We start from the raw sequence: 20,867 nt of genomic DNA, 5'->3' as shown, positions 1-20,867 counted from the left end.
CGTGTACCGCAGCGTACGGAGAGACAGGACCTCAGACGTTGAACCCGAGAGCCCTGAGCTGGTCCCGCCCGTCGTCCGTGATCTTGTCCGGGCCCCACGGCGGCATCCACACCCAGTTGATGCGCAGCTCGTTGACGATGCCGTCCGTCGCGGACTTGGCCTGGTCCTCGATGACGTCCGTGAGCGGGCAGGCCGCCGACGTCAGGGTCATGTCGATCGTCGCGATGTTCGCGTCGTCGACGTGGATGCCGTAGATCAGGCCGAGATTGACGACGTCGATACCCAGTTCCGGGTCGACGACGTCGTACAGCGCCTCGCGGACCTCGTCCTCCGAGGCCGGCTTCATCTCAATGGTCTCGCTCATGCCGTCTTCCTTTCGGCGGCGTCCGAGCCCAGGGCCTGGGCCGTCGCGTCCTTCCACGCCATCCAGCTCAGCAGCGCGCACTTCACCCGGGCCGGATACTTGGAGACACCGGCGAACGCGACAGCGTCCTCCAGCACCTCCTCCATCGCGTCGTCCGGTTCGAGCTTGCCCTTGGACTGCATCAGCTCCAGGAAGGTCTCCTGGATCTTCTGCGCCTCGGACAGTTCCTTGCCGACCAGGAGCTCGTTCAGCACGGAGGCCGACGCCTGGCTGATCGAGCAGCCCTGGCCCTCGTACGAGACATCACTGATCGTCGTACCGTCGTACTTCACGCGCAGGGTGATCTCGTCGCCGCACGTCGGGTTGACGTGGTGCACTTCGGCATCGCCGTCCCGCAAGCCCCGCCCGTGGGGGTGCTTGTAGTGGTCCAGGATGACTTCCTGGTACATCGAATCCAGTTTCACACCCATCAACCTCGCGTCTCTACCAAGGGTCGCACCACGTGCTCTTCCGGCCGGGGGTCCGGGGGCCGTCCCCCGGGAAAACACAGCACGACTCAGCCAGCTCCTCAGCCGAAGAAGTTCCGTACGTGCTCCAGACCGTCGATCAGGGCATCGATCTCGGCCGGCGTGGAGTACAGATAGAACGACGCTCGCGTGGTCGCGGGAATTCCGTAGCGCAGGCAGACCGGCCGGGCGCAGTGGTGGCCGACACGGACCGCGATGCCCTGCTCGTCGAGGACCTGGCCCACGTCGTGCGGGTGGATGTCCCCGAGGGTGAAGGAGATCGCCGCTCCCCGGTCCTCGGCCGTGGACGGGCCGATGATCCGCAGGTCGGGAACCTCGCCGAGCCGCTTCACCGCGTACTCGGTGAGCGCGTGCTCATGGGCGAGGATCTTGTCCATGCCGATCGCGGAGAGGTAGTCGATCGCCGCGCCGAGGCCGACCGCCTGCGCGATCGGCGGAGTGCCCGCCTCGAACTTGTGCGGGGCGGGAGCATATGTCGACGAGTGCATCGACACGGTCTCGATCATCTCGCCGCCGCCCAGGAACGGCGGGAGGTCCTCCAGCAGCTCCTGGCGTCCCCACAGCACCCCGATACCCGTCGGGCCGCACATCTTGTGGCCGGTGAAGGCCACGAAGTCGGCCTGGAGGGCCTGGACGTCCATGGGCATGTGCGGGGCGGCCTGCGAGGCGTCGATCAGAACCAGGGCCCCGACCTCCTGCGCCCGGCGCACGATCTTCTCGACCGGGTTGACCGTGCCCAGGATGTTGGACACCAGCACAAAGGAGACGATCTTGGTCTTCTCGGTGATGACCTCGTCTATGTTCGAGAGGTCGAGGCGGCCGTCGTCGGTCAGGCCGAACCACTTCAGCTTCGCACCCGTGCGCTGCGCGAGCAGCTGCCACGGCACGATGTTGGAGTGGTGCTCCATCTCCGTGATGACGATCTCGGTCTCGTGGTCGACCCGGTAGGGCTCGTCGGCCCAGCCCAGCATGTTGGCCACGAGGTTGAGCGACTCGGAGGCGTTCTTGGTGAAGATCACCTCGTCGCGGCTGGGCGCGTTGATGAACGCGGCGACCTTGTCGCGCGCGCCCTCGTACAGCGCCGTGGCCTCCTCGGCGAGCACATGGATGCCACGGTGCACGTTGGCGTTGTGCTGCTCGTAGTACTCGGAGAGGGTGTCGATCACCTGGCGGGGCGTCTGCGAGGTCGCCGCGTTGTCCAGGTACACAAGCTTCTTGTCGTCGTGGAGCACCCGGTCGAGGATCGGGAAGTCCTTACGGATCGCCTCGGTGTCGAGGAGGCCCGGCAGTTGTGTCACTCGGATACGCCACCCTTCGTGGTGTAAGCCTCGTAGCCCTCGTTCTCCAGCTTGTCGGCGAGCTCGGGGCCGCCCGACTCCACGATCCGGCCGGCCGAGAACACGTGGACGTGGTCGGGCTTGATGTAGCGCAGGATGCGCGTGTAGTGCGTGATCAGCAGGGTGCCGACCTCGCCGCTCTCGCGGACGCGGTTGACGCCCTCGGAGACGATGCGCAGGGCGTCGACGTCCAGACCGGAGTCGGTCTCGTCGAGGATCGCGATCTTCGGCTTGAGAAGCTCCAGCTGGAGGATCTCGTGGCGCTTCTTCTCACCGCCGGAGAAGCCCTCGTTGACGTTGCGCTCGGCGAAGGAGGGGTCCATGTTGAGGCGCTGCATGGCCTCCTTGACCTCCTTCACCCAGGTGCGCAGCTTCGGCGCCTCACCGCGGATGGCGGTGGCGGACGTACGAAGGAAGTTGGAGACGGAGACGCCGGGGATCTCGACCGGATACTGCATCGCCAGGAACAGGCCCGCACGGGCGCGCTCGTCGACGGACATCTCCAGGACGTCCTCGCCGTCGAGGGTGACGGTGCCGCCGGTGATCGTGTACTTCGGGTGGCCCGCGAGCGAGTAGGCGAGGGTCGACTTGCCGGAGCCGTTGGGGCCCATGATGGCGTGGGTCTCGCCCTGCTTCACGGTGAGGTCGACGCCCTTGAGGATCTCCTTCGTGGCGTTGTCGGCCTCGACGGTGACGTGCAGGTCGTGGATTTCAAGCGTTGCCATGGGTTCCTCAGGACTCCTGGGTGAGGGAGACGAGCACATCGTCCCCTTCGATCTTTACGGGGTATACGGGGACGGGGCGCGTCGCGGGAAGGCCGGACGGCTTACCGGTGCGGAGGTCGAAGCTGGAGCCGTGCAGCCAGCACTCGATCTGACAGTCCTCCACCTCGCCCTCGGAGAGCGAGACGTTCGCGTGCGAGCAGATGTCGTGGATCGCGAACACCTCACCCTCGGTACGGACGACCGAGACCGGCGTGCCGTCGAGTTCCACCCGCTTCGGGGTGTCCTCGTCCAGCTCGCTCAGCCCGCAGGCGCGTACGAACGTCGGAGAGGCAGTCATCGGCCCGATCCGGACACAGTCTCCAGCTCCTCGTCGATCTTCGTGAGAAGGCGCTGCTCGATGTCGTCGACACCGATCTGCTGGACCAGCTCGGCGAAGAAGCCGCGGACGACCAGCCGGCGGGCCTCGTTGGCCGGGATACCGCGGGCCATCAGGTAGAACAGCTGCTCGTCGTCGAACCGCCCGGTGGCACTCGCGTGCCCGGCGCCGACGATCTCACCGGTCTCGATCTCGAGGTTCGGTACGGAGTCCACGCGGGCGCCGTCCGTGAGAACCAGGTTGCGGTTCAGCTCGTAGGTGTCGGTGCCCTCGGCCTTGGCCTCGATCAGCACGTCGCCGATCCACACCGCGTGGGCGCCCTCGCCCTGGAGCGCGCCCTTGTAGGCGACGTTCGACTTGCAGTGCGGGGTGTTGTGGTCGACCAGGAGGCGGTGCTCCTGGTGCTGGCCGGCGTCCGTGAAGTACAGGCCGAACAGCTCGGCCTCGCCACCGGGGCCGGCGTAGGCGATACGCGGGTGCAGGCGTACGAGATCGCCGCCGAAGGTGACCACGAAGGACTTGAAGGTGGCGTCACGGCCGATCAGCGCGTTGTGCTGGGCGACGTGCACGGCCCTGTCGTCCCAGTCCTGGACGGAGACGACGGTGAGCTTGGCGCCGTCGCCGAGGACGTACTCCACGTTGGCGGCGAGCACGGCGTCACCGGTGTGGTCGATGACCACGACGGCTTCGGCGAAGGCGCCCAGCTCGATGATCTGGTGGCCGTAGGCCACACCGCCCTCGCCGTGCACGGCGACGCGGATCGGCTCGGTGAGGACCGTCTCCCTGGGGACGGTGATCACACCGGCCGCCTCGAAGGAGCTGTACGCCTGGGCGGCGACGCGGTCCACGGGGATGCCGGCGCGGCCGAGGCGCGCGTCGTCACGGCCGACGGCCTCGACGGTGACGCCCTCGGGTGCCTGGACGTCCACCTTCACACCCGCGCCGGTGGCGACGGCGGTGCCGTCGTGCAGCCCGCGCAGGCGCTCCAGCGGGGTGAACCGCCACTCCTCCTCGCGGCCGTGGGGGACGGGGAAGTCCGCCACGTCGAAGGACGGCGGCGCGCTCATGCGCGTCGCGACGGTCGACTCGGCGGCAGCGGCCACCGCGATCGAGCCGGCGGTGGTGCTGCCCACCGATGGGGGTCCCCCCGCCCGAGCGGAGTCGAGGGTGGGGGAGTTCTGGGCCTCAGCCATGGCTGTCGGTCTGCTCTCTTTCCTGCGGAAGTGGCTTGATGGGGACGGCGACCGGCGCTTAGCCGACCGAGCCTTCCATCTGGAGCTCGATCAGCCGGTTGAGCTCAAGGGCGTACTCCATGGGCAGTTCCTTGGCGATCGGCTCGACGAAGCCGCGCACGATCATCGCCATCGCCTCGAACTCGGACATACCGCGGCTCATCAGGTAGAAGAGCTGGTCGTCGGAGACCTTGGAGACAGTCGCCTCGTGGCCCATGGACACGTCGTCCTCGCGGACGTCGACGTACGGGTACGTGTCGGAGCGGGAGATGGTGTCCACCAGCAGCGCGTCGCACAGCACGTTCGACTTGGAGCCGTGGGCGCCCTCGCCGATCTCGACGAGACCGCGGTAGGACGTACGACCGCCACCGCGCGCCACGGACTTCGACACGATGTTGGAGGAGGTGTTCGGCGCCATGTGGACCATCTTGGAGCCGGCGTCCTGGTGCTGGCCCTCGCCCGCGAAGGCGATGGAGAGGGTCTCGCCCTTGGCGTGCTCGCCCATCAGGTAGACGGCCGGGTACTTCATCGTCACCTTGGAGCCGATGTTGCCGTCGATCCACTCCATGGTCGCGCCCTCGTACGCCACGGCGCGCTTGGTGACCAGGTTGTAGACGTTGTTCGACCAGTTCTGGATGGTCGTGTAGCGGCAACGGGCATTCTTCTTGACGATGATCTCGACGACCGCGCTGTGCAGGGAGTCCGACTTGTAGATCGGCGCCGTACAGCCCTCGACGTAGTGCACGTAGGCACCCTCGTCGACGATGATCAGGGTCCGCTCGAACTGGCCCATGTTCTCCGTGTTGATACGGAAGTAGGCCTGGAGCGGGATCTCGACCTGCACGCCCTTCGGCACGTAGATGAAGGAGCCGCCCGACCACACCGCGGAGTTCAGCGACGCGAACTTGTTGTCGCCGACCGGGATGACGGTCCCGAAGTACTCCTTGAAGAGCTCCGGGTGCTGCTTCAGCGCGGTGTCGGTGTCGAGGAAGATGACGCCCTGCTCCTCCAGGTCCTCACGGATCTGGTGGTAGACGACCTCGGACTCGTACTGGGCCGCGACACCGGCGACGAGGCGCTGCTTCTCCGCCTCGGGGATGCCGAGCCTGTCGTACGTGTTCTTGATGTCCTCGGGCAGGTCCTCCCAGGACTCCGCCTGCTTCTCCGTGGACCGCACGAAGTACTTGATGTTGTCGAAGTCGATCCCCGACAGGTCCGAGCCCCAGTTCGGCATGGGCTTCTTGTCGAAGAGGCGCAGGCCCTTGAGGCGCAGCTTGGTCATCCACTCCGGCTCGGACTTCTTCGCCGAGATGTCGCGGACGACGTCCTCGCTGATGCCGCGCCTGGCAGAGGCACCGGCCACGTCGGAGTCGGCCCAGCCGTATTCGTACGTGCCCAGACCCTCGAGCTCGGGGTGGGCAGTCTCCTCGATGGGGAGCGTCATGCTGGGTTCCTCCCGGCGATACGTGCAGATGCTTTATGGGTGGTGGTGGACAACTGTGGAGCAGGTGGCGATGCCGAGGCGTGCGAGGCCTTGGGAATGAACGTCGTGCACACACCGTCGCCGTGGGCGATGGTCGCGAGCCGCTGGACATGCGTTCCGAGCAGCTGGGAGAAGATCTCGGTCTCCGCCTCGCAGAGCTGCGGGAACTTTTCCGCGACGTGGACCACCGGGCAGTGGTGCTGGCAGAGCTGCTCTCCGACCGGTGCGCTGCGCGCCGTAGCAGCGTACCCGTCCGCGCTCAGGGCCTTGGCCAGGGCTTCGGCGCGCTTTTCGGGGCCCGCGGCCTCGACGGTCTCGCGGTAGTTCGCGGCCTGCTCGGCGAAGCGGGCGCGCGCGAAGGCGAGCACCGCCTCGTCGCCGCCCTCGCGCGCCGCGATCCAGCTCAGCGCGTCCATGGCGAGCTTGTCGTACGACTGGTCGAAGGCGTCGCGTCCGCAGTCGGTGAGCGCGAAGGCCTTGGCGGGCCGGCCACGGGTACGCGCCCCGTAGACCCGCTGCTCACGCGGCTGCACGACATCGTCGGCCACGAGCGCGTCGAGGTGACGCCGTACGGCCGCATGGGTCAGGCCCAGGCGCCCGGCGAGCTCGGCGACGGTCGACGGACCGTGGTCCAGGATGGATCGCGCGACCCGGTTGCGCGTCGAGCGCTCACCGGTCGCGATCTCCTCCTGGGGGGCGCCCGTGGGGGCCTCCCGATCCTCGCCGTCGTATTTCACAACACCATTGTTGCGTAATTCCTCAGAGCGCGGCAAGCCGCGTCCGGCCCACACGACGGTGCCCTGCATCACTTAGGCTCACCTAACCTGACCTGCGAAAACGATCTTCGATCGATCAGGGACCGCCCCGGAGCAGCACACGAGCATGACGGAGACGGGTCCGCACCGGGCGCTCACCGGGTCCTGATCCGGCCCCGCGCACCTGGGCCCGCCCTCCCGTACCTAGACTCTGGAACCATGCGAAGCGAGCCCGTGGTCCAGGTCCAGGCCCTGGTGAAGCGGTACGGCACGAAGACCGCGGTGGACGGCCTCGACCTGGTGGCCCTGGCAGGCATCACCGCCGTACTCGGCCCCAACGGCGCGGGCAAGACGACCACCGTCGAGACCTGCGAGGGATATCGCAGACCTGACTCCGGGACGGTACGCGTCCTGGGCCTCGACCCCGTACGGGAAGCCGCCGCCCTGCGTCCCCGGGTCGGCGTGATGCTCCAGTCCGGCGGCGTCTACTCGGGCGCCCGCGCCGACGAGATGCTCCGCCACGTGGCCAAGCTGCACGCGCACCCACTGGACGTGGACGCCCTCGTCGAACGCCTCGGCCTCGGCAGCTGCGGCCGGACCACGTACCGCCGTCTCTCCGGGGGCCAGCAGCAGCGTCTGGCGCTCGCGATGGCCGTCGTCGGCCGCCCGGAGCTGGTCTTCCTCGACGAACCGACCGCCGGCCTCGATCCCCAGGCCCGCCGCGCCACCTGGGACCTCGTCCGCGACCTGCGCGCCGACGGTGTCTCCGTCATCCTCACCACCCATCACATGGACGAGGCCGAGCAGCTCGCCGACGACGTCGCGATCATCGACGCCGGCCAGGTCATCGCCCAGGGCAGTCCCGAACAGCTGTGCCGTGGCGGCGCGGAGAACACCCTGCGCTTCACGGGCCGGCCGGGTCTGGACGTGCACTCCCTGCTGAAAGCCCTCCCGGCGGACTGCACGGCCGCCGAGCTGACCCCGGGCGCCTACCGCGTCGGCGGCAAGGTCGACCCGCAACTCCTCGCGACGGTGACCTCCTGGTGCGCCCAGCACGGGGTGATGCCGGACCGGATCTCGGTGGAACGGCACACCCTGGAGGACGTCTTCCTGGAGCTGACCGGCAAGGAGCTGCGCTCATGATTCCGGCCCGCACAGGGATCGGCCGGGGGTCCGGGGGTCGCCCCCCGGGAAGACACAGCCTGGAGCTGACCGGCAAGGAGCTGCGCTCATGACCACGACCACACCCGGTACGGGCGCGTACACCCCGCAGCCCGGCGCCGCCCCGCTCCCCCGCATGATCGCGGCACAGGCGGCCCTGGAGACGAAGATGCTGCTGCGCAACGGCGAACAGCTGCTCCTCACGGTAATCATCCCGGCCCTCCTCCTGTTGCTGTTCGGCTCGGTGGACATCGTCGACACGGGCTCCGGCAAGGCGGTGGACTTCCTCGCCCCGGGCGTTCTCGCGCTCGCGGTCATGTCCACAGCCTTCACCGGCCAGGCCATCGCCACGGGCTTCGAGCGCCGCTACGGCGTCCTGAAGCGGCTCGCCTCCTCCCCCTTGCCCCGCTGGGGCCTGATGACGGCGAAGACAGCGTCCGTGCTGGTCACCGAGGTCCTCCAGGTCGCCCTGCTGACGGTGATCGCCTTCGCGCTCGGCTGGTCCCCGCACGGCAATCCCTTCGCCGTACTCCTTCTGCTCCTCCTCGGCACGGCAGCCTTCTCGGGCCTGGGCCTGCTGATGGCGGGCACCCTGAAGGCGGAGGCCACGCTGGCCGCCGCGAACCTCGTCTTCCTGCTGCTCCTGGTGGGCGGCGGGGTGATCGTCCCCCTGGACAAGTTCCCGTCCGGCGCCCAGGACGTACTGGCCCTGCTCCCGATCTCCGCCCTGTCGGACGGACTCCGGGACGTGCTGCAGCACGGCGCCGGGATGCCGTGGGGCGACCTGGGGATCCTCGCGGTGTGGGCGGTCGTGGGGCTGGCGGCGGCCGGCCGGTTCTTCCGCTGGGAGTGAGCCGGGGGTGTGCAGAGGCCGGGGGACCCCTCGTGAAAGCGTGCACAAGCAGCCGCCTACGATGGGACGCGTGCCAAAGATGACCCCCGCCGAGGCCCTGTCCGCCGTGCGGAACCCGCTCGCCTTCATCGCCGCCCGCTGGACGCCGACCCCCCGTACGTTGCGGCGTGCGGCGCTCGCCGCGCTCGTCATGTCGGTGGTCATCGTGGTCACCGGTGGTGCCGTACGACTGACCGGGTCGGGCCTCGGCTGCCCGACCTGGCCCAAGTGCACCGACGACTCGCTGACGACCACCAGCGCGATGGGCGTCCACGGCGTCATCGAGTTCACCAACCGGATGCTGACGTACGTGCTGTGCGCGGCGGTGGGCTGGGCGATCATCGCCGCCCGCTCCGAGAAGCCGTACCGCCGCAGCCTGACCCGGCTCGGCTGGGCGCAGTTCTGGGTCGTCATGGGCAACGCGATTCTGGGCGGCATCGTCGTCCTGGTCGGCCTCAACCCGTACACGGTCGCGGCCCACTTCCTGCTGTCCTCCGCCCTGATCGCGGTCGCCACGGTGATGTGGCAGCGCACGCGGGAGGGCGACGGGGCGCCTCATCCGCTGGTCGGCAAGGCCGTGCAGCAGCTGGTGTGGTTCCTGGTGGTCTCCTCGGTGCTGCTGATCGCCGTCGGCACAGTGGTGACCGGTTCGGGCCCGCACGCGGGCGACTCCAGCGAGATCGAGCGCATGCCGCTCGACTGGGAGAACGTCAGCAGGCTGCACGCGGTGCTCGCCTGGATCGTGGTGACACTGACGTTCGCCCTGTGGTTCGTCCTGAGGGCGGTCGACGCCCCCAAGGGCTCGCTGGACCGTACGCGGGACCTGTTCCTGATCCTCCTCGCCCAGGGCGTCATCGGGTACGTCCAGTACTTCACGAACCTCCCCGAGGTCCTGGTCGGCCTGCACATGCTCGGCTCCGCGCTGGTGTGGATCGCCGTCGTGCGGGTCCTGCTGGCCCTGCGCGAACGCCCCGAGACCTTCGCCGCCCCGGCCGACGTGTCCGGCCCCGCGACCGAGGCGAGGGTGGGCACGCGCGCGTGAGCCGGAAACGTGACGCACGCGTGCGCGTGCGTCACGTTGTACGCGTTCACACGTACGAGGTCAGGTGTACGAGGTCACCAGGTCGTCGATCGCGCCGCCCAGGTAGCCCCGCGTCAGCTCGGCCCGCCGCCCGGGCCACCCGGCATCCACCGGCCCGCCCTCCTGCCCGTACCGCCGCCGCACCACGTCCTCGACGACCTCCACAGGCGCCCCCAGCCCCGGCAGCAGGTCCAGCGCCTCCCGCTTCGAGATCAGGCTGCCGTCCCTCAGGGTCACCTTCGCCCGGGCGAAGGTGACCAGCCCGTAGTCGACCCACACGTCCTGCGTCCAGAGCCGGGCCTTGTCCACGGCGGGCCGCAGGAAGTCGCGCTGGTCGCGTACGACGAAGTCGGCCAGCTGCCGGTCCGACACCGGCGGAAGCAGTTCCCCGGGCGTCTGCCCGTACAGCACCCGCCCGAAGGTGTGCAGCTCCCGCCGGGTCACCGGGGTGACGGTCCGCCGGAACAGGTGGCTGTGCGCCCAGGTGAGGTGCCGTCGCTCGGGATCGGCCGTCGTCGCGTCGGTCAGGTAGGTGCAGTGCAGCTTCGGGGCGAGCGGGTCGGTACGCAGACGGGCGTGCACCTTGGCCACGTTCCAGGCGGTGCCCGGCCCGACCGGCTCCTCCAGGACGGCGATCAGGTCGAGGTCGCTGCGCCCCTCCTGGTAGTCGCCGCCGCCGAGCGATCCGTGGGCCCAGACCGCGACGGGGGCGAGTGCGCGCAGTTCGCCCAGGAAGCGGTCCAGCAAGGCGTCGGTCAGGGCATCCGTCGTCCGAGTCCCGTGTGTCGTCATGGCCCCAGTCTGGACAGCTCACTCCAGCCCGTACACCCGCCGCGCGTTCCCCGCCGCGATCAGCCCCGCCACCCGCTGCGCGTCCGCCAGCGACCACGCACCCTCGGCGACCCAGCCGCCGAGCACCTGGCCGAGGGCCTCGCGGAAGAGGCGGGCGCCCACCACATGGAGTTCGGGCAGGCCGTGGGCGCCGCTGGAGAAAATGATCTTGCCGAAGGGGGCGAGTTCGAGGAACTCGGCGAGGATGGCGGCGGCCCGGGCGCCGGTGCGGACCAGGGCGGCGCCCAGGTCGGCGTACACATGCGGGAAAACTCCGGCGAGGTGGGCCGCGTGGCGGTGGTACGGATACCCGTGCAGCAGCACCAGGTCCGTCCCGAGCCCGGCCGTCGCGCGGACGAAGTCCGTGAGCAGGACCGGGTCGGTACGGTCGATGCGTAAGCCCGGTTCGCCCAGTCCGGCGTGCAGCTGGAGCGGCAGGCCCGAGGCGACCGCGATCCACAGCAGGTGGCGCAGCAGCACCGGGTCGCTGAGCGCGCCGCCGACCCGGCGCCCGGCCAGCCAGCGGCCCGCCGCTCCCCGTACCTCCCCCGGCCCCGGCGGGTCGGGCGCGAGCGCCAGTCCGTGCCGTACACCCGCGACGGAGGTGAAGGCCACGGCGCTCTTGGCCGCGCCGTGCACCGACTCGGCGAGGTTGGCGAGGAAGGACTCGACGGTGCCGGAGGTGTCCGCGACCTGTTCGGCGAGGAGTTCGAGCCGGACGATCTCATGGGCGTCGGCGGCCCCGGCGGCGGCCATCTCGCCGGGCCCGGTGAGGTCGCCGGGCAGCCCCGCGTCCACCAGATATGTCGTGATTCCGCTCCCCCGGAGCAGCCGCCGGCCCGATTCCAGTACGCCGAGTTCACGGCGTCTGGCGAGATAGCGGGCGGGGGAAGCGTGCGGTTCCAGGCCGAGCAGTGGGGGGCACCAGCGGCGTACGGCGAACCCGGTCTGCGTGTCGAAGAGGGTGGTACCGGCGGCGGGAGGTCCCTCGGTACGCGCGAGCTGGGCCTCGAAGGTGCCGAGGCCCAGCTCTGTTCTCAGTACGCCGTGGCAGTACTGGTCCACGAGGGACGGCGTGTCGATCATCCGGGCTCCCCGTGACTGGACCGTGTGTTCCTAAGGTCCTAACGGGTGAACCGACCATCAGGTGTTGCTGTCGCACACCCCATGGCAATCACCGGCGCCGATCGGCCACCGGCCCCCACGTCACCGGTTGCTCGGCCCGCCCACCTGGATCCCCGCCATGCGTGTCCACTCGTACGGTCCCGTGGTCACCTTGGCCGCGAACTCGCCGTCGAAGTCCTCGTGGACGGTGATGCCGGCCTTCTGGACGGCCTGCTGGGCGATCGCGTAGGTGGGGGCCACGAGGTCGCCCCAGCCGCCGTCCTCGCCGACGAGCACGATCCGGGCCCCGCGCTCCCCGATGTACGCCACCTGCCCCTCGGCCCCGCCGTGCTGCTTGGCGAAGCCGTCGATCTGTTTGGCCAGCTTGGCCGCCGTCCGCTCCTGCGTATCTGCCATGCCGAGGATGCTACCGACGAGTAGTTCAGGCCAGCAAGGGGCGCCCCTTCAGGGCCGCGGGGAACTGCGCGACCAGCCACAACGCACCCGCAGCCGAACTACCGCAGGAAGGGGTCCACCGCGACCGCCACGAACAGCAGCGACACATAGGTGATCGACCAGTGGAACAGCCGCATCTCCTTGAGCTTACCGCCCGTCACCTCCGACCTCGCCCGGTTCTGCAGCCCGTGTGCCTCCCACAGCCACCACCCACCCGCCGCCAGCGCCACCGACGTATAGAACCAGCCGGTGTAACCCAACGGAGTGAGCAGCAGCGAGACGAAGACCATCGCCCAGCTGTACGCCACGATCTGCCGGGCGACCGTCTTGTTGGAGGCGATGACCGGGAGCATCGGCACGCCCACGCGCGCGTAGTCGTCCTTCACCTTCATGGACAGCGGCCAGTAGTGCGGCGGGGTCCAGAAGAAGATGACCAGGAAGAGGATGAGCGGCGCCCAGGACAGCGAGTCCGTGACGGCTGACCAGCCGATGAGGACCGGCATGCAGCCCGCGATGCCGCCCCACACGATGTTCTGCGACGTACGCCGCTTGAGGATCATCGTGTAGACGACCACGTAGAAGAGGAGCGCGCCCAGCGACAGCCAGGCCGACAGCCAGTTGACCGTGAGGCCGAAGAGGAGGGTGGAGACGACGGCGAGGGTGATGCCGAAGGCCAGGCACTCGCGCGGGCTGACCATGCCGGTGACCAGCGGGCGCTGCGAGGTGCGGTCCATGAGCGCGTCGATGTCACGGTCGATGTACATGTTGAGCGCGTTGGCGCCGCCTGCGGAGAGGTAGCCGCCGAGGCAGGTGAGAAGGACCAGTCCGAGGTCCGGTACACCCTGCTCCGCCAGGAACATCACCGGAACGGTGGTGATGAGCAACAGCTCGATGATCCGCGGCTTCGTGAGAGCCACGAACGCCATGACCCGGGCCCCGAACGGCCGGTGGCTCGGGCTCTGGCTCGTCCCGGTCATCCCCGCTGGACGGGATTCAACGGCCGTCACGCACACCCCTGACAGAGACATTCCAACAAGCCACCGGCTGTGAAGTCCCGGTAAAGGCTCGCGCTTACCACGCCACTCTAGACGTTGCCCAGACCCCGCCCTTCGCGGGGGTGGGGTCGTGTTGGGGGGTGCTTTGTGACGGGTGTGACGTGGCTCCATTGAGTACTCGGACGGCCCTCTTCGTATTGCAGTCCGTCAGTGGTCGGGAGGCGGATGCGAAGCGGTCCCGGCAGTCTGGAATGACTCGAAATACTGCACGTTCCTGCGGAGGTAGGCTCGACAAAGGCCGAGGGTGTCAGCCCCCGGCAGCCGGTGGACAGCAAGGACGCCGGCATTAGACATGTGGAGAGGAGCCCTGACCAAGGGTGAGCACCAAGCCGACCACCACAGACCTCGAGTGGACCGAGTTGGACCAGCGGGCCGTCGACACCGCCCGCGTCCTGGCCGCCGATGCCGTACAGAAGGTCGGCAACGGCCATCCCGGTACGGCGATGAGCCTGGCCCCCGCCGCGTACACCCTCTTCCAGAAGGTGATGCGGCACGACCCGGCGGACGCCGACTGGGTCGGGCGCGACCGTTTCGTCCTGTCCGCCGGCCACTCGTCCCTGACCCTCTACACCCAGCTGTACCTGGCCGGTTTCGGTCTGGAGCTGGATGACCTGAAGGCGTTCCGGACGTGGGGTTCCAAGACCCCCGGTCACCCCGAGTACGGGCACACGACGGGCGTCGAGACGACGACCGGTCCGCTCGGCCAGGGTGTCGCCAACGCCGTGGGCATGGCCATGGCCGCCCGTTACGAGCGTGGTCTGTTCGACCCGGAGGCCCCCGAAGGGGAGTCCCCGTTCGACCACTTCGTCTTCGCGATCGCCGGTGACGGCTGCCTCCAGGAGGGCATCTCCGCGGAGGCGTCCTCGCTGGCCGGCCACCAGAAGCTCGGCAACCTGGTCCTGCTGTGGGACGACAACCACATCTCGATCGAGGGCGACACCGAGACGGCCGTCTCCGAGGACGTCGTCAAGCGGTACGAGGCGTACGGCTGGCATGTGCAGCGGATCGCCCCGAAGCCGGACGGCGACCTCGACCCGCAGGCCATCTACGACGCCGTCCAGGCCGCCAAGGCGGTCACGGACAAGCCGTCGTTCATCGCGATGCGCTCGATCATCGCGTGGCCCGCCCCGAACGCCCAGAACACCGAGGCCGCACACGGCTCGGCGCTCGGCGACGACGAGGTGGCGGCCACCAAGCGCGTCCTCGGCTTCGACCCGGAGCAGTCGTTCGAGGTCTCGGACGCGGTCCTCAACCACACCCGCGGGGCGCTGGAGCGCGGCCGTCAGGCCAAGGCGGAGTGGGAGAAGTCGTTCCAGGAGTGGCGCAACAACAACGCCGAGCGCGCCGCCGAGTTCGACCGTATCGCCGCGGGTGAGCTGCCCAAGGGCTGGGAGGAGAAGCTCCCGGTCTTCGAGGCGGGCAAGGGTGTCGCCACGCGTGCCGCGTCCGGCAAGGTCCTGCAGGCGCTGGGTGCGGTCATCCCGGAGCTGTGGGGCGGCTCGGCCGACCTGGCCGGCTCGAACAACACGACCATCGACAAGACCTCCTCCTTCCTCCCGGCGGACAACCCGCTGCCCGAGGCGGACCCGTACGGCCGCACGATCCACTTCGGCATCCGCGAGCACTCGATGGCCGCCGAGATGAACGGCATCGCACTGCACGGCAACACCCGTATCTACGGCGGCACCTTCCTCGTCTTCTCCGACTACATGCGCAACGCGGTACGCCTGTCCGCGCTGATGCACGTACCGGTGACCTACGTGTGGACGCACGACTCCATCGGCCTCGGCGAGGACGGCCCCACCCACCAGCCGGTCGAACACCTGGCCACGCTGCGCGCGATCCCGGGCCTGAACGTCGTGCGCCCGGCCGACGCCAACGAGACGGCCATCGCCTGGCGCGAGATCCTCCGGCGCTGGACGAAGGTCTTCGGCAAGGGCGCCCCGCACGGCCTCGCGCTGACCCGCCAGGGCGTGCCGACGTACGAGGCCAACGAGGACGCGGCCAAGGGCGGCTACGTGCTCTTCGAGGCCGAGGGCGGTGCGGCCGAGGTCATCCTCATCGCGACCGGTTCCGAGGTCCACGTGGCCGTCGGCGCGCGGGAGCGGCTCCAGGCGGAGGGTGTGCCGACGCGGGTCGTGTCGATGCCCTCCGTGGAGTGGTTCGAGGAGCAGGACCAGGGGTACCGGGAGAGCGTTCTGCTCCCGTCCGTCAAGGCGCGTGTCGCGGTCGAGGCCGGAATCGGTCTCACCTGGCACAAGTACGTCGGGGACGCGGGTCGCATCGTTTCCCTGGAGCACTTCGGTGCGTCGGCCGACGGCAAGGTCCTCTTCGAGGAGTTCGGCTTCACTGCCGAGAACGTCGCCGCAGTAGCCAAGGAATCGATCGCCGCAGCCCAGCGCTGACGCTGACATACCGACACGTAGGAGATGCATTTTCCATGACAGACGCACTCAAGCGCCTCTCCGAGGAAGGCGTCGCGATCTGGCTGGACGACCTGTCGCGCCAGCGGATCACGTCCGGCAACCTCGCCGAACTGATCGACCAGCAGCACGTCGTGGGCGTCACGACCAACCCTTCGATCTTCCAGAAGGCGATCAGCAGCGGTGACGGCTACGAGCCGCAGGTCACCGAGCTCGCCGCCCGCAGGGTCACCGTCGAAGAGGCCATCCGCATGATCACGACGGCGGACGTCCGTGACGCCGCCGACATCCTGCGTCCGGTCTTCGACGCGACGCAGGGCCAGGACGGCCGGGTGTCGATCGAGGTCGACCCCCGTCTCGCCCACAACACCCTGTCGACCGTCGCCGAGGCCAAGCAGCTGGCCTGGCTGGTGGACCGTCCGAACACCCTGATCAAGATCCCGGCCACCGAGGCGGGTCTCCCGGCGATCACCGAGGTCATCGGCCTCGGGATCAGCGTCAACGTCACGCTGATCTTCTCGCTGGAGCGCTACCGCAAGGTCATGGACGCCTACCTCTCGGGCCTTGAGAAGGCCAAGGAGCGCGGCCTGGACCTGTCGAAGATCCACTCTGTGGCGTCCTTCTTCGTGTCCCGCGTGGACACCGAGATCGACAAGCGGCTCGACGCGCTGGGCACCGACGAGGCCAAGGCCGCCCGCGGCAAGGCCGGTCTGGCCAACGCGCGGCTCGCCTACCAGGCGTACGAGGAGGTCTTCGGCTCGGAGCGCTGGGCGGCCCTCGACAAGGCGCAGGCCAACAAGCAGCGCCCCCTGTGGGCCTCGACCGGCGTCAAGGACCCCGCGTACAAGGACACCCTGTACGTCGACGACCTGGTCGCGCCGAACACCGTGAACACCATGCCGGAGGCGACCCTGTTCGCCACCGAGGACCACGGACAGATCACCGGCAACACCATCGCCGGTACGTACGAGCAGGCCCGCGCCGAACTCGACGCCGTCGAGAAGCTCGGGATCTCGTACGACGAAGTGGTCCAGCTCCTGGAAGAGGAGGGCGTCGAGAAGTTCGAGGCGTCCTGGACCGACCTGCTCAAGTCGACCGAGGCGGAACTGACGCGCCTCGCCCCCTCGGAGGGCTGAAACCTTGTCAAGCAGCAACCCGCTGCGTGACCCCGCAGACCGACGGCTCCCGCGTATCGCGGGGCCGTCGGGCCTGGTCATCTTCGGGGTCACTGGCGACCTGTCACGCAAAAAGCTGATGCCTGCCGTGTACGACCTCGCCAATCGCGGGTTGCTGCCGCCGGGTTTCTCCCTCGTCGGTTTCGCCCGGCGCGAATGGGCGGACGAGGACTTCGCGGCGGAGGTCCACGACGCCGTCAAGGAGCACGCCCGTACGCCGTTCCGTGAGGAGGTCTGGCAGCAGCTCATCCAGGGGATGCGCTTCGTCCAGGGCACCTTCGACGACGACGAGTCCTTCGAGCGGCTGCGCGCGACGATCCAGGAGCTGGACAAGGCGCAGGGGACGGGCGGCAACTTCGCCTTCTACCTCTCCGTGCCGCCGTCCGCCTTCCCGGTGGTCATCAAGCAGCTGAAGAAGCACGGTCTGGCCGACCAGGACAACGGTTCCTGGCGACGCGCGGTCATCGAGAAGCCCTTCGGCCACGACCTCAGGTCGGCCGAGGAGCTCAACACGACCGTCGAGGAGGTCTTCGCCCCGGACCAGGTCTTCCGGATCGACCATTACCTGGGCAAGGAGACCGTCCAGAACATCCTGGCGCTCCGCTTCGCCAACCAGATGTTCGAGCCGATCTGGAACCGGTCCTTCGTGGACCACATCCAGATCACGATGGCCGAGGACATCGGCATCGGCGGCCGGGCCGGCTACTACGACGGCATCGGCGCGGCCCGTGACGTCATCCAGAACCACCTCCTGCAGCTGTTGGCCCTGACGGCCATGGAGGAGCCCGCCTCCTTCGACGCGGACGCGCTGGCCGCCGAGAAGACCAAGGTGCTCGGCGCGGTCAAGCTGCCGCAGGACCTGGGCAAGGACACCGTCCGCGGCCAGTACGCGGCGGGCTGGCAGGGTGGCGAGAAGGCCATCGGCTACCTCCAGGAAGACGGCATCGACCCCAAGTCGAAGACCGACACCTACGCGGCGATCAAGGTCGAGGTCGACAACCGCCGCTGGGCAGGCGTCCCCTTCTACCTCCGGACCGGCAAGCGACTCGGCCGTCGCGTCACCGAGATCGCGGTGGTCTTCCAGCGGGCGCCCCACTCCCCCTTCGACCACACGGCGACGGAGGAACTGGGCCAGAACGCGATCGTCATCCGTGTCCAGCCCGACGAGGGCATCACGGTCCGCTTCGGCTCCAAGGTGCCCGGCACCTCCATGGAGATCCGGGACGTGTCCATGGACTTCGCGTACGGAGAGTCGTTCACGGAGTCGAGCCCGGAGGCGTACGAGCGCCTGATCCTGGACGTCCTCCTCGGCGACTCCAACCTCTTCCCGCGCACCGAGGAGGTCGAACTGTCCTGGCGGATCCTCGACCCGATCGAGCAGTACTGGGACACGCACGGCAAGCCCGCGCAGTACCCCTCGGGCACGTGGGGCCCCGTCGAGGCGGACGAAATGCTCGAACGAGACGGACGGAGCTGGCGGCGCCCATGAAAATAGACCTCACGGACACCACGGCCAGCAAGGTCAACAAGGCGCTGGTGCAGGGCCGTCGGGCCATAGGCACCCCGGCCGTCGGCATGGTCCTCACCCTCGTCATCGTCACCGACGAGGAGAACGCGTACGACGCCCTGAAGGCGGCGAACGACGCCTCGCGCGAGCACCCCTCCCGCACCCTGCTGGTCGTCAAGCGTGTCTCTCGTTCCCCGCGTGACCGTACGACGTCCCGCCTGGACGCCGAGGTCAGGGTCGGCGCGGATGCCGGCTCCGGCGAGACGGTCGTCCTGCGGCTGTACGGCGAGGTCGTCGACCACGCCGACTCGGTGGTGCTGCCCCTCCTGCTGCCGGACGCCCCGGTGGTCGTCTGGTGGCCGGTGAACGCCCCGCTGGACCCGGCGAAGGACCCGCTGGGCGCTCTGGCGCAGCGCAGGGTGACGGACACGTACGCGGCCGAGCAGCCGGTACGGGAACTGGCGGCGCGCGCGGACGCGTACACGCCGGGCGACACGGACCTCTCGTGGACCCGGATCACCCCGTGGCGCTCGATGCTGGCCGCCGCCCTGGACCAGGTCACCTGCGAGGTGGACGCGGTCGAGGTGGAGGGCGAGGAGTTCAACCCGAGCTGCGAGCTGCTGGCGATGTGGCTGGCGGACCGGCTGGACGTCCCGGTGAAGCGCTCCCTGTCCTCGGGCCCCGGTCTGACGGCGGTCCGTATGAGGACGAGCACGGGCCCCATCACCCTCGACCGCGCGGACGGCTCCCTGGCGACCCTCTCCATCCAGGGCCAGCCGGACCGCGCGGTGGCGCTCAAGCGCCGTGAGACGGCCGAGCTGATGGCGGAGGAGCTGCGGCGCCTGGACCCGGACGACACGTACGCGTCGGCGCTGCGGTACGGGGTCGAGCGGCTGACCGCTTCGGCGGCACGCGACGCGTCGGCGCCCGTGTCGGCACTGGCGCTGGAGCCGGCGAAGAGGGAGACCCCGGCGGAGTCCTCGGACAGGGCGACACCGGCCCTGATGCCGCCGGTGAAGAAGGCGGCCACGAAGTGAGTACGGCACCGCAGCTCGTCGTCCACCGTGACAAGGAGCTGATGGCCGAGGCGGCGGCGGCCCGTCTGATCACGAAGATCGTGGACGCGCAGGCCTCGCGGGGCTCGGCGTCGGTGGTGCTCACCGGCGGGCGCAACGGCAACGGCCTGCTGGCCGCCCTGGCCTCCGCGCCCGCCCGGGACGCGATCGACTGGACCCGGCTCGACCTGTGGTGGGGCGACGAACGCTTTTTGCCCGAGGGCGACCCGGACCGCAACGTCACCCAGGCGAGGGAGGCGCTGCTGGACGCGGTGCCACTGGATCCCGGCCGCGTCCACGCCATGCCCGCGTCGGACGGCCCGTACGGCTCCGACGTGGACGCGGCGGCGGCGGCCTACGCGGCGGAACTGGCCAAGGCGGCGGGCCCGGAGAACCACGGTACGGTTCCCACCTTCGACGTCCTGATGCTGGGCGTGGGCCCGGACACGCATGTGGCGTCCCTGTTCCCGGAACTCCCGGCGGTACGGGAGACCGACCGCACCGTGGTGGGCGTCCACGGCGCCCCGAAGCCCCCACCGACCCGGGTCACCCTCACCCTCCCGGCGATCCGCGCGGCCCGCGAGGTGTGGCTGCTGGCGGCGGGCGAGGACAAGGCGGGGGCGGCGGCCATAGCCCTGTCGGGCGCGGGCGAGATCCAGGCCCCGGCGGCAGGCGCCTACGGCAGACAACGCACCCTGTGGCTCCTGGACGCGGCGGCAGCCTCCCAACTCCCGAGAACGCTGTATCCACCGGCATCTCCCTGAACAACACCGATGCCGACAGGGGCGGCGGGGACGAGTTTTCCTCGCCCCCGCCGCCCCCGAACCTCCGCTCCTCAAACGCCGGACGGGCTGACATACCAGCCCGTCCGGCGTTTGAGGACGAGGCCCGTTCAGGGCCGAAGCGGGGGTCTGGGGGCCGCAGGCCCCCAGGGACGGGACGGGTAGGGGCGGCGGGGGCGGAAAACACCCCCTACCTGCCCCGCAGCTCCCGATACGCGGCAACCAGCGCCGTGGTGGACGCGTCCAGCCCCGCCACCTCAACCCCCTCCGTCAACGCCGGCTCAACCCGCTTCGCCAGCACCTTGCCCAGCTCGACGCCCCACTGGTCGAACGAGTCGATGTTCCAGACGGCGCCCTGGACGAACACCTTGTGCTCGTAGAGCGCGATCAACTGGCCGAGTACGGACGGGGTCAGCTCGCGCGCGAGGACGGTGGTCGTCGGGTGGTTGCCCTTGAACGTCTTGTGGGCGACCAGTTCCTCCGGAACCCCTTCCGCCCGCACCTCGTCCGGGGTCCTGCCGAAGGCCAGCGCCTGCGTCTGGGCGA

The 20,867-nt window shown here is 69.3% G+C and carries 21 protein-coding genes; 8 read left to right on the top strand and 13 right to left on the bottom strand.

Features of this window, described 5'->3' with window-relative positions; translation table 11 throughout:
* Positions 1 to 31: 31 nt before the first annotated feature.
* From IEY89_RS26360 to IEY89_RS26325, 8 genes are all read right to left on the bottom strand, one after another.
* Entirely contained in the window at positions 32 to 364 is a 333-nt protein-coding gene (locus IEY89_RS26360) for a metal-sulfur cluster assembly factor (RefSeq protein ID WP_164316258.1), read from the bottom strand.
* Complete coding sequence (gene sufU, locus IEY89_RS26355; protein WP_164413194.1) at positions 361 to 828, bottom strand: Fe-S cluster assembly sulfur transfer protein SufU; 468 nt, start codon at positions 826 to 828, stop codon at positions 361 to 363. The genes IEY89_RS26360 and sufU overlap by 4 nt, the downstream gene beginning before the upstream one ends.
* Positions 829 to 932: 104 nt before the next feature.
* The gene (locus IEY89_RS26350; RefSeq protein WP_189149984.1) at positions 933 to 2,189 is read right to left on the bottom strand and encodes a cysteine desulfurase; all 1,257 of its coding nucleotides are present in this window, start codon (positions 2,187 to 2,189) and stop codon (positions 933 to 935) included.
* Complete coding sequence (sufC, locus tag IEY89_RS26345) at positions 2,186 to 2,953, bottom strand: Fe-S cluster assembly ATPase SufC (RefSeq protein WP_189149983.1); 768 nt, start codon at positions 2,951 to 2,953, stop codon at positions 2,186 to 2,188. Before sufC ends, IEY89_RS26350 begins: the two co-directional genes overlap by 4 nt.
* Before the next feature lie 7 nt (positions 2,954 to 2,960).
* Entirely contained in the window at positions 2,961 to 3,290 is a 330-nt protein-coding gene (locus IEY89_RS26340; protein WP_055524031.1) for a non-heme iron oxygenase ferredoxin subunit, read from the bottom strand.
* Positions 3,287 to 4,522, bottom strand: coding sequence for a Fe-S cluster assembly protein SufD (gene sufD, locus IEY89_RS26335; protein WP_189149982.1), 1,236 nt, complete (start codon positions 4,520 to 4,522; stop codon positions 3,287 to 3,289). The genes IEY89_RS26340 and sufD overlap by 4 nt, the downstream gene beginning before the upstream one ends.
* 58 nt (positions 4,523 to 4,580) lie before the next feature.
* Entirely contained in the window at positions 4,581 to 6,005 is a 1,425-nt protein-coding gene (gene sufB, locus IEY89_RS26330) for a Fe-S cluster assembly protein SufB (protein ID WP_189149981.1), read from the bottom strand.
* On the bottom strand, positions 6,002 to 6,781 hold the full coding sequence (locus IEY89_RS26325) for a helix-turn-helix transcriptional regulator (protein WP_189149980.1): 780 nt from the start codon (positions 6,779 to 6,781) through the stop codon (positions 6,002 to 6,004). Before IEY89_RS26325 ends, sufB begins: the two co-directional genes overlap by 4 nt.
* Before the next feature lie 237 nt (positions 6,782 to 7,018).
* Here IEY89_RS26325 and IEY89_RS26320 point away from each other — a divergent pair, with 237 nt between their 5' ends.
* The 3 genes from IEY89_RS26320 to IEY89_RS26310 all read left to right on the top strand — a co-directional run bounded on the left by IEY89_RS26320 (position 7,019) and on the right by IEY89_RS26310 (position 9,894).
* Entirely contained in the window at positions 7,019 to 7,942 is a 924-nt protein-coding gene (locus IEY89_RS26320) for an ABC transporter ATP-binding protein (protein ID WP_189149979.1), read from the top strand.
* Positions 7,943 to 8,030: 88 nt separating this feature from the next.
* On the top strand, positions 8,031 to 8,813 hold the full coding sequence (locus tag IEY89_RS26315; protein WP_189149978.1) for an ABC transporter permease: 783 nt from the start codon (positions 8,031 to 8,033) through the stop codon (positions 8,811 to 8,813).
* A 61-nt stretch (positions 8,814 to 8,874) separates the two neighbouring features.
* Positions 8,875 to 9,894, top strand: a complete 1,020-nt coding sequence (locus tag IEY89_RS26310; protein ID WP_189149977.1) for a COX15/CtaA family protein — start codon at positions 8,875 to 8,877, stop codon at positions 9,892 to 9,894.
* A 60-nt stretch (positions 9,895 to 9,954) separates the two neighbouring features.
* On the opposite strand, the gene IEY89_RS26305 is transcribed toward IEY89_RS26310, so the two are convergent.
* The 4 genes from IEY89_RS26305 to IEY89_RS26290 form a co-directional block, all read right to left on the bottom strand.
* Positions 9,955 to 10,725: a nucleotidyltransferase domain-containing protein gene (locus IEY89_RS26305; protein WP_189149976.1), complete on the bottom strand. Its 771-nt coding sequence runs from the start codon at positions 10,723 to 10,725 to the stop codon at positions 9,955 to 9,957.
* Between the two features lie 18 nt (positions 10,726 to 10,743).
* Positions 10,744 to 11,850: an amidohydrolase family protein gene (locus tag IEY89_RS26300; protein WP_189149975.1), complete on the bottom strand. Its 1,107-nt coding sequence runs from the start codon at positions 11,848 to 11,850 to the stop codon at positions 10,744 to 10,746.
* A 120-nt stretch (positions 11,851 to 11,970) separates the two neighbouring features.
* Positions 11,971 to 12,285: a hypothetical protein gene (locus tag IEY89_RS26295; protein WP_189149974.1), complete on the bottom strand. Its 315-nt coding sequence runs from the start codon at positions 12,283 to 12,285 to the stop codon at positions 11,971 to 11,973.
* Positions 12,286 to 12,383: 98 nt separating this feature from the next.
* Positions 12,384 to 13,301, bottom strand: a complete 918-nt coding sequence (locus IEY89_RS26290; RefSeq protein ID WP_189149973.1) for a heme o synthase — start codon at positions 13,299 to 13,301, stop codon at positions 12,384 to 12,386.
* A gap of 395 nt (positions 13,302 to 13,696) precedes the next feature.
* Between IEY89_RS26290 and tkt the strand changes: the two genes are divergently transcribed.
* Genes tkt through pgl form a run of 5 tightly spaced genes read left to right on the top strand, consistent with a single transcriptional unit; the run spans position 13,697 to position 20,303 of the window.
* Positions 13,697 to 15,784: a transketolase gene (gene tkt / locus IEY89_RS26285; protein ID WP_189149972.1), complete on the top strand. Its 2,088-nt coding sequence runs from the start codon at positions 13,697 to 13,699 to the stop codon at positions 15,782 to 15,784.
* 35 nt (positions 15,785 to 15,819) lie between these two features.
* Positions 15,820 to 16,938 (top strand): transaldolase, encoded by a 1,119-nt coding sequence (tal, locus tag IEY89_RS26280; RefSeq protein ID WP_189149971.1) that lies wholly within the window; start codon positions 15,820 to 15,822, stop codon positions 16,936 to 16,938.
* A gap of 4 nt (positions 16,939 to 16,942) precedes the next feature.
* A complete protein-coding gene (gene zwf, locus IEY89_RS26275) occupies positions 16,943 to 18,466 on the top strand; it encodes a glucose-6-phosphate dehydrogenase (RefSeq protein WP_189149970.1) in 1,524 nt (507 codons plus the stop codon).
* Positions 18,463 to 19,521 carry a glucose-6-phosphate dehydrogenase assembly protein OpcA gene (gene opcA, locus IEY89_RS26270; RefSeq protein WP_189149969.1) on the top strand — a complete coding sequence of 353 codons (1,059 nt, stop codon included), beginning with the start codon at positions 18,463 to 18,465 and terminating at the stop codon, positions 19,519 to 19,521. The genes zwf and opcA overlap by 4 nt, the downstream gene beginning before the upstream one ends.
* Entirely contained in the window at positions 19,518 to 20,303 is a 786-nt protein-coding gene (pgl, locus tag IEY89_RS26265; protein WP_189149968.1) for a 6-phosphogluconolactonase, read from the top strand. Before opcA ends, pgl begins: the two co-directional genes overlap by 4 nt.
* A 208-nt stretch (positions 20,304 to 20,511) precedes the next feature.
* On the opposite strand, the gene IEY89_RS26260 is transcribed toward pgl, so the two are convergent.
* On the bottom strand, positions 20,512 to 20,867 hold a 356-nt coding region (locus IEY89_RS26260), incomplete at its 5' end, for a phosphoglucose isomerase-related protein (RefSeq protein WP_506004851.1).

Source organism: Streptomyces lacrimifluminis, from assembly GCF_014646095.1.
Classification (GTDB): Bacteria; Actinomycetota; Actinomycetes; order Streptomycetales; family Streptomycetaceae; genus Streptomyces; species Streptomyces lacrimifluminis.
This window is presented reverse-complemented; position numbering and strand designations above follow the sequence as displayed.

Coding starts and splice junctions, on each gene's coding strand:
- IEY89_RS26310 (WP_189149977.1), top strand. CDS start 8,875: ATGGGACGCGTGCCAAAGATGACCCCCGCCGAGGCCCTGTCCGCCGTG.
- IEY89_RS26305 (WP_189149976.1), bottom strand. CDS start 10,725: ATGACGACACACGGGACTCGGACGACGGATGCCCTGACCGACGCCTTG.
- sufC (WP_189149983.1), bottom strand. CDS start 2,953: ATGGCAACGCTTGAAATCCACGACCTGCACGTCACCGTCGAGGCCGAC.
- sufD (WP_189149982.1), bottom strand. CDS start 4,522: ATGGCTGAGGCCCAGAACTCCCCCACCCTCGACTCCGCTCGGGCGGGG.
- IEY89_RS26290 (WP_189149973.1), bottom strand. CDS start 13,301: ATGACCGGGACGAGCCAGAGCCCGAGCCACCGGCCGTTCGGGGCCCGG.
- tal (WP_189149971.1), top strand. CDS start 15,820: ATGACAGACGCACTCAAGCGCCTCTCCGAGGAAGGCGTCGCGATCTGG.
- opcA (WP_189149969.1), top strand. CDS start 18,463: ATGAAAATAGACCTCACGGACACCACGGCCAGCAAGGTCAACAAGGCG.
- IEY89_RS26340 (WP_055524031.1), bottom strand. CDS start 3,290: ATGACTGCCTCTCCGACGTTCGTACGCGCCTGCGGGCTGAGCGAGCTG.
- IEY89_RS26315 (WP_189149978.1), top strand. CDS start 8,031: ATGACCACGACCACACCCGGTACGGGCGCGTACACCCCGCAGCCCGGC.
- sufB (WP_189149981.1), bottom strand. CDS start 6,005: ATGACGCTCCCCATCGAGGAGACTGCCCACCCCGAGCTCGAGGGTCTG.
- IEY89_RS26320 (WP_189149979.1), top strand. CDS start 7,019: ATGCGAAGCGAGCCCGTGGTCCAGGTCCAGGCCCTGGTGAAGCGGTAC.
- IEY89_RS26360 (WP_164316258.1), bottom strand. CDS start 364: ATGAGCGAGACCATTGAGATGAAGCCGGCCTCGGAGGACGAGGTCCGC.
- IEY89_RS26295 (WP_189149974.1), bottom strand. CDS start 12,285: ATGGCAGATACGCAGGAGCGGACGGCGGCCAAGCTGGCCAAACAGATC.
- IEY89_RS26300 (WP_189149975.1), bottom strand. CDS start 11,850: ATGATCGACACGCCGTCCCTCGTGGACCAGTACTGCCACGGCGTACTG.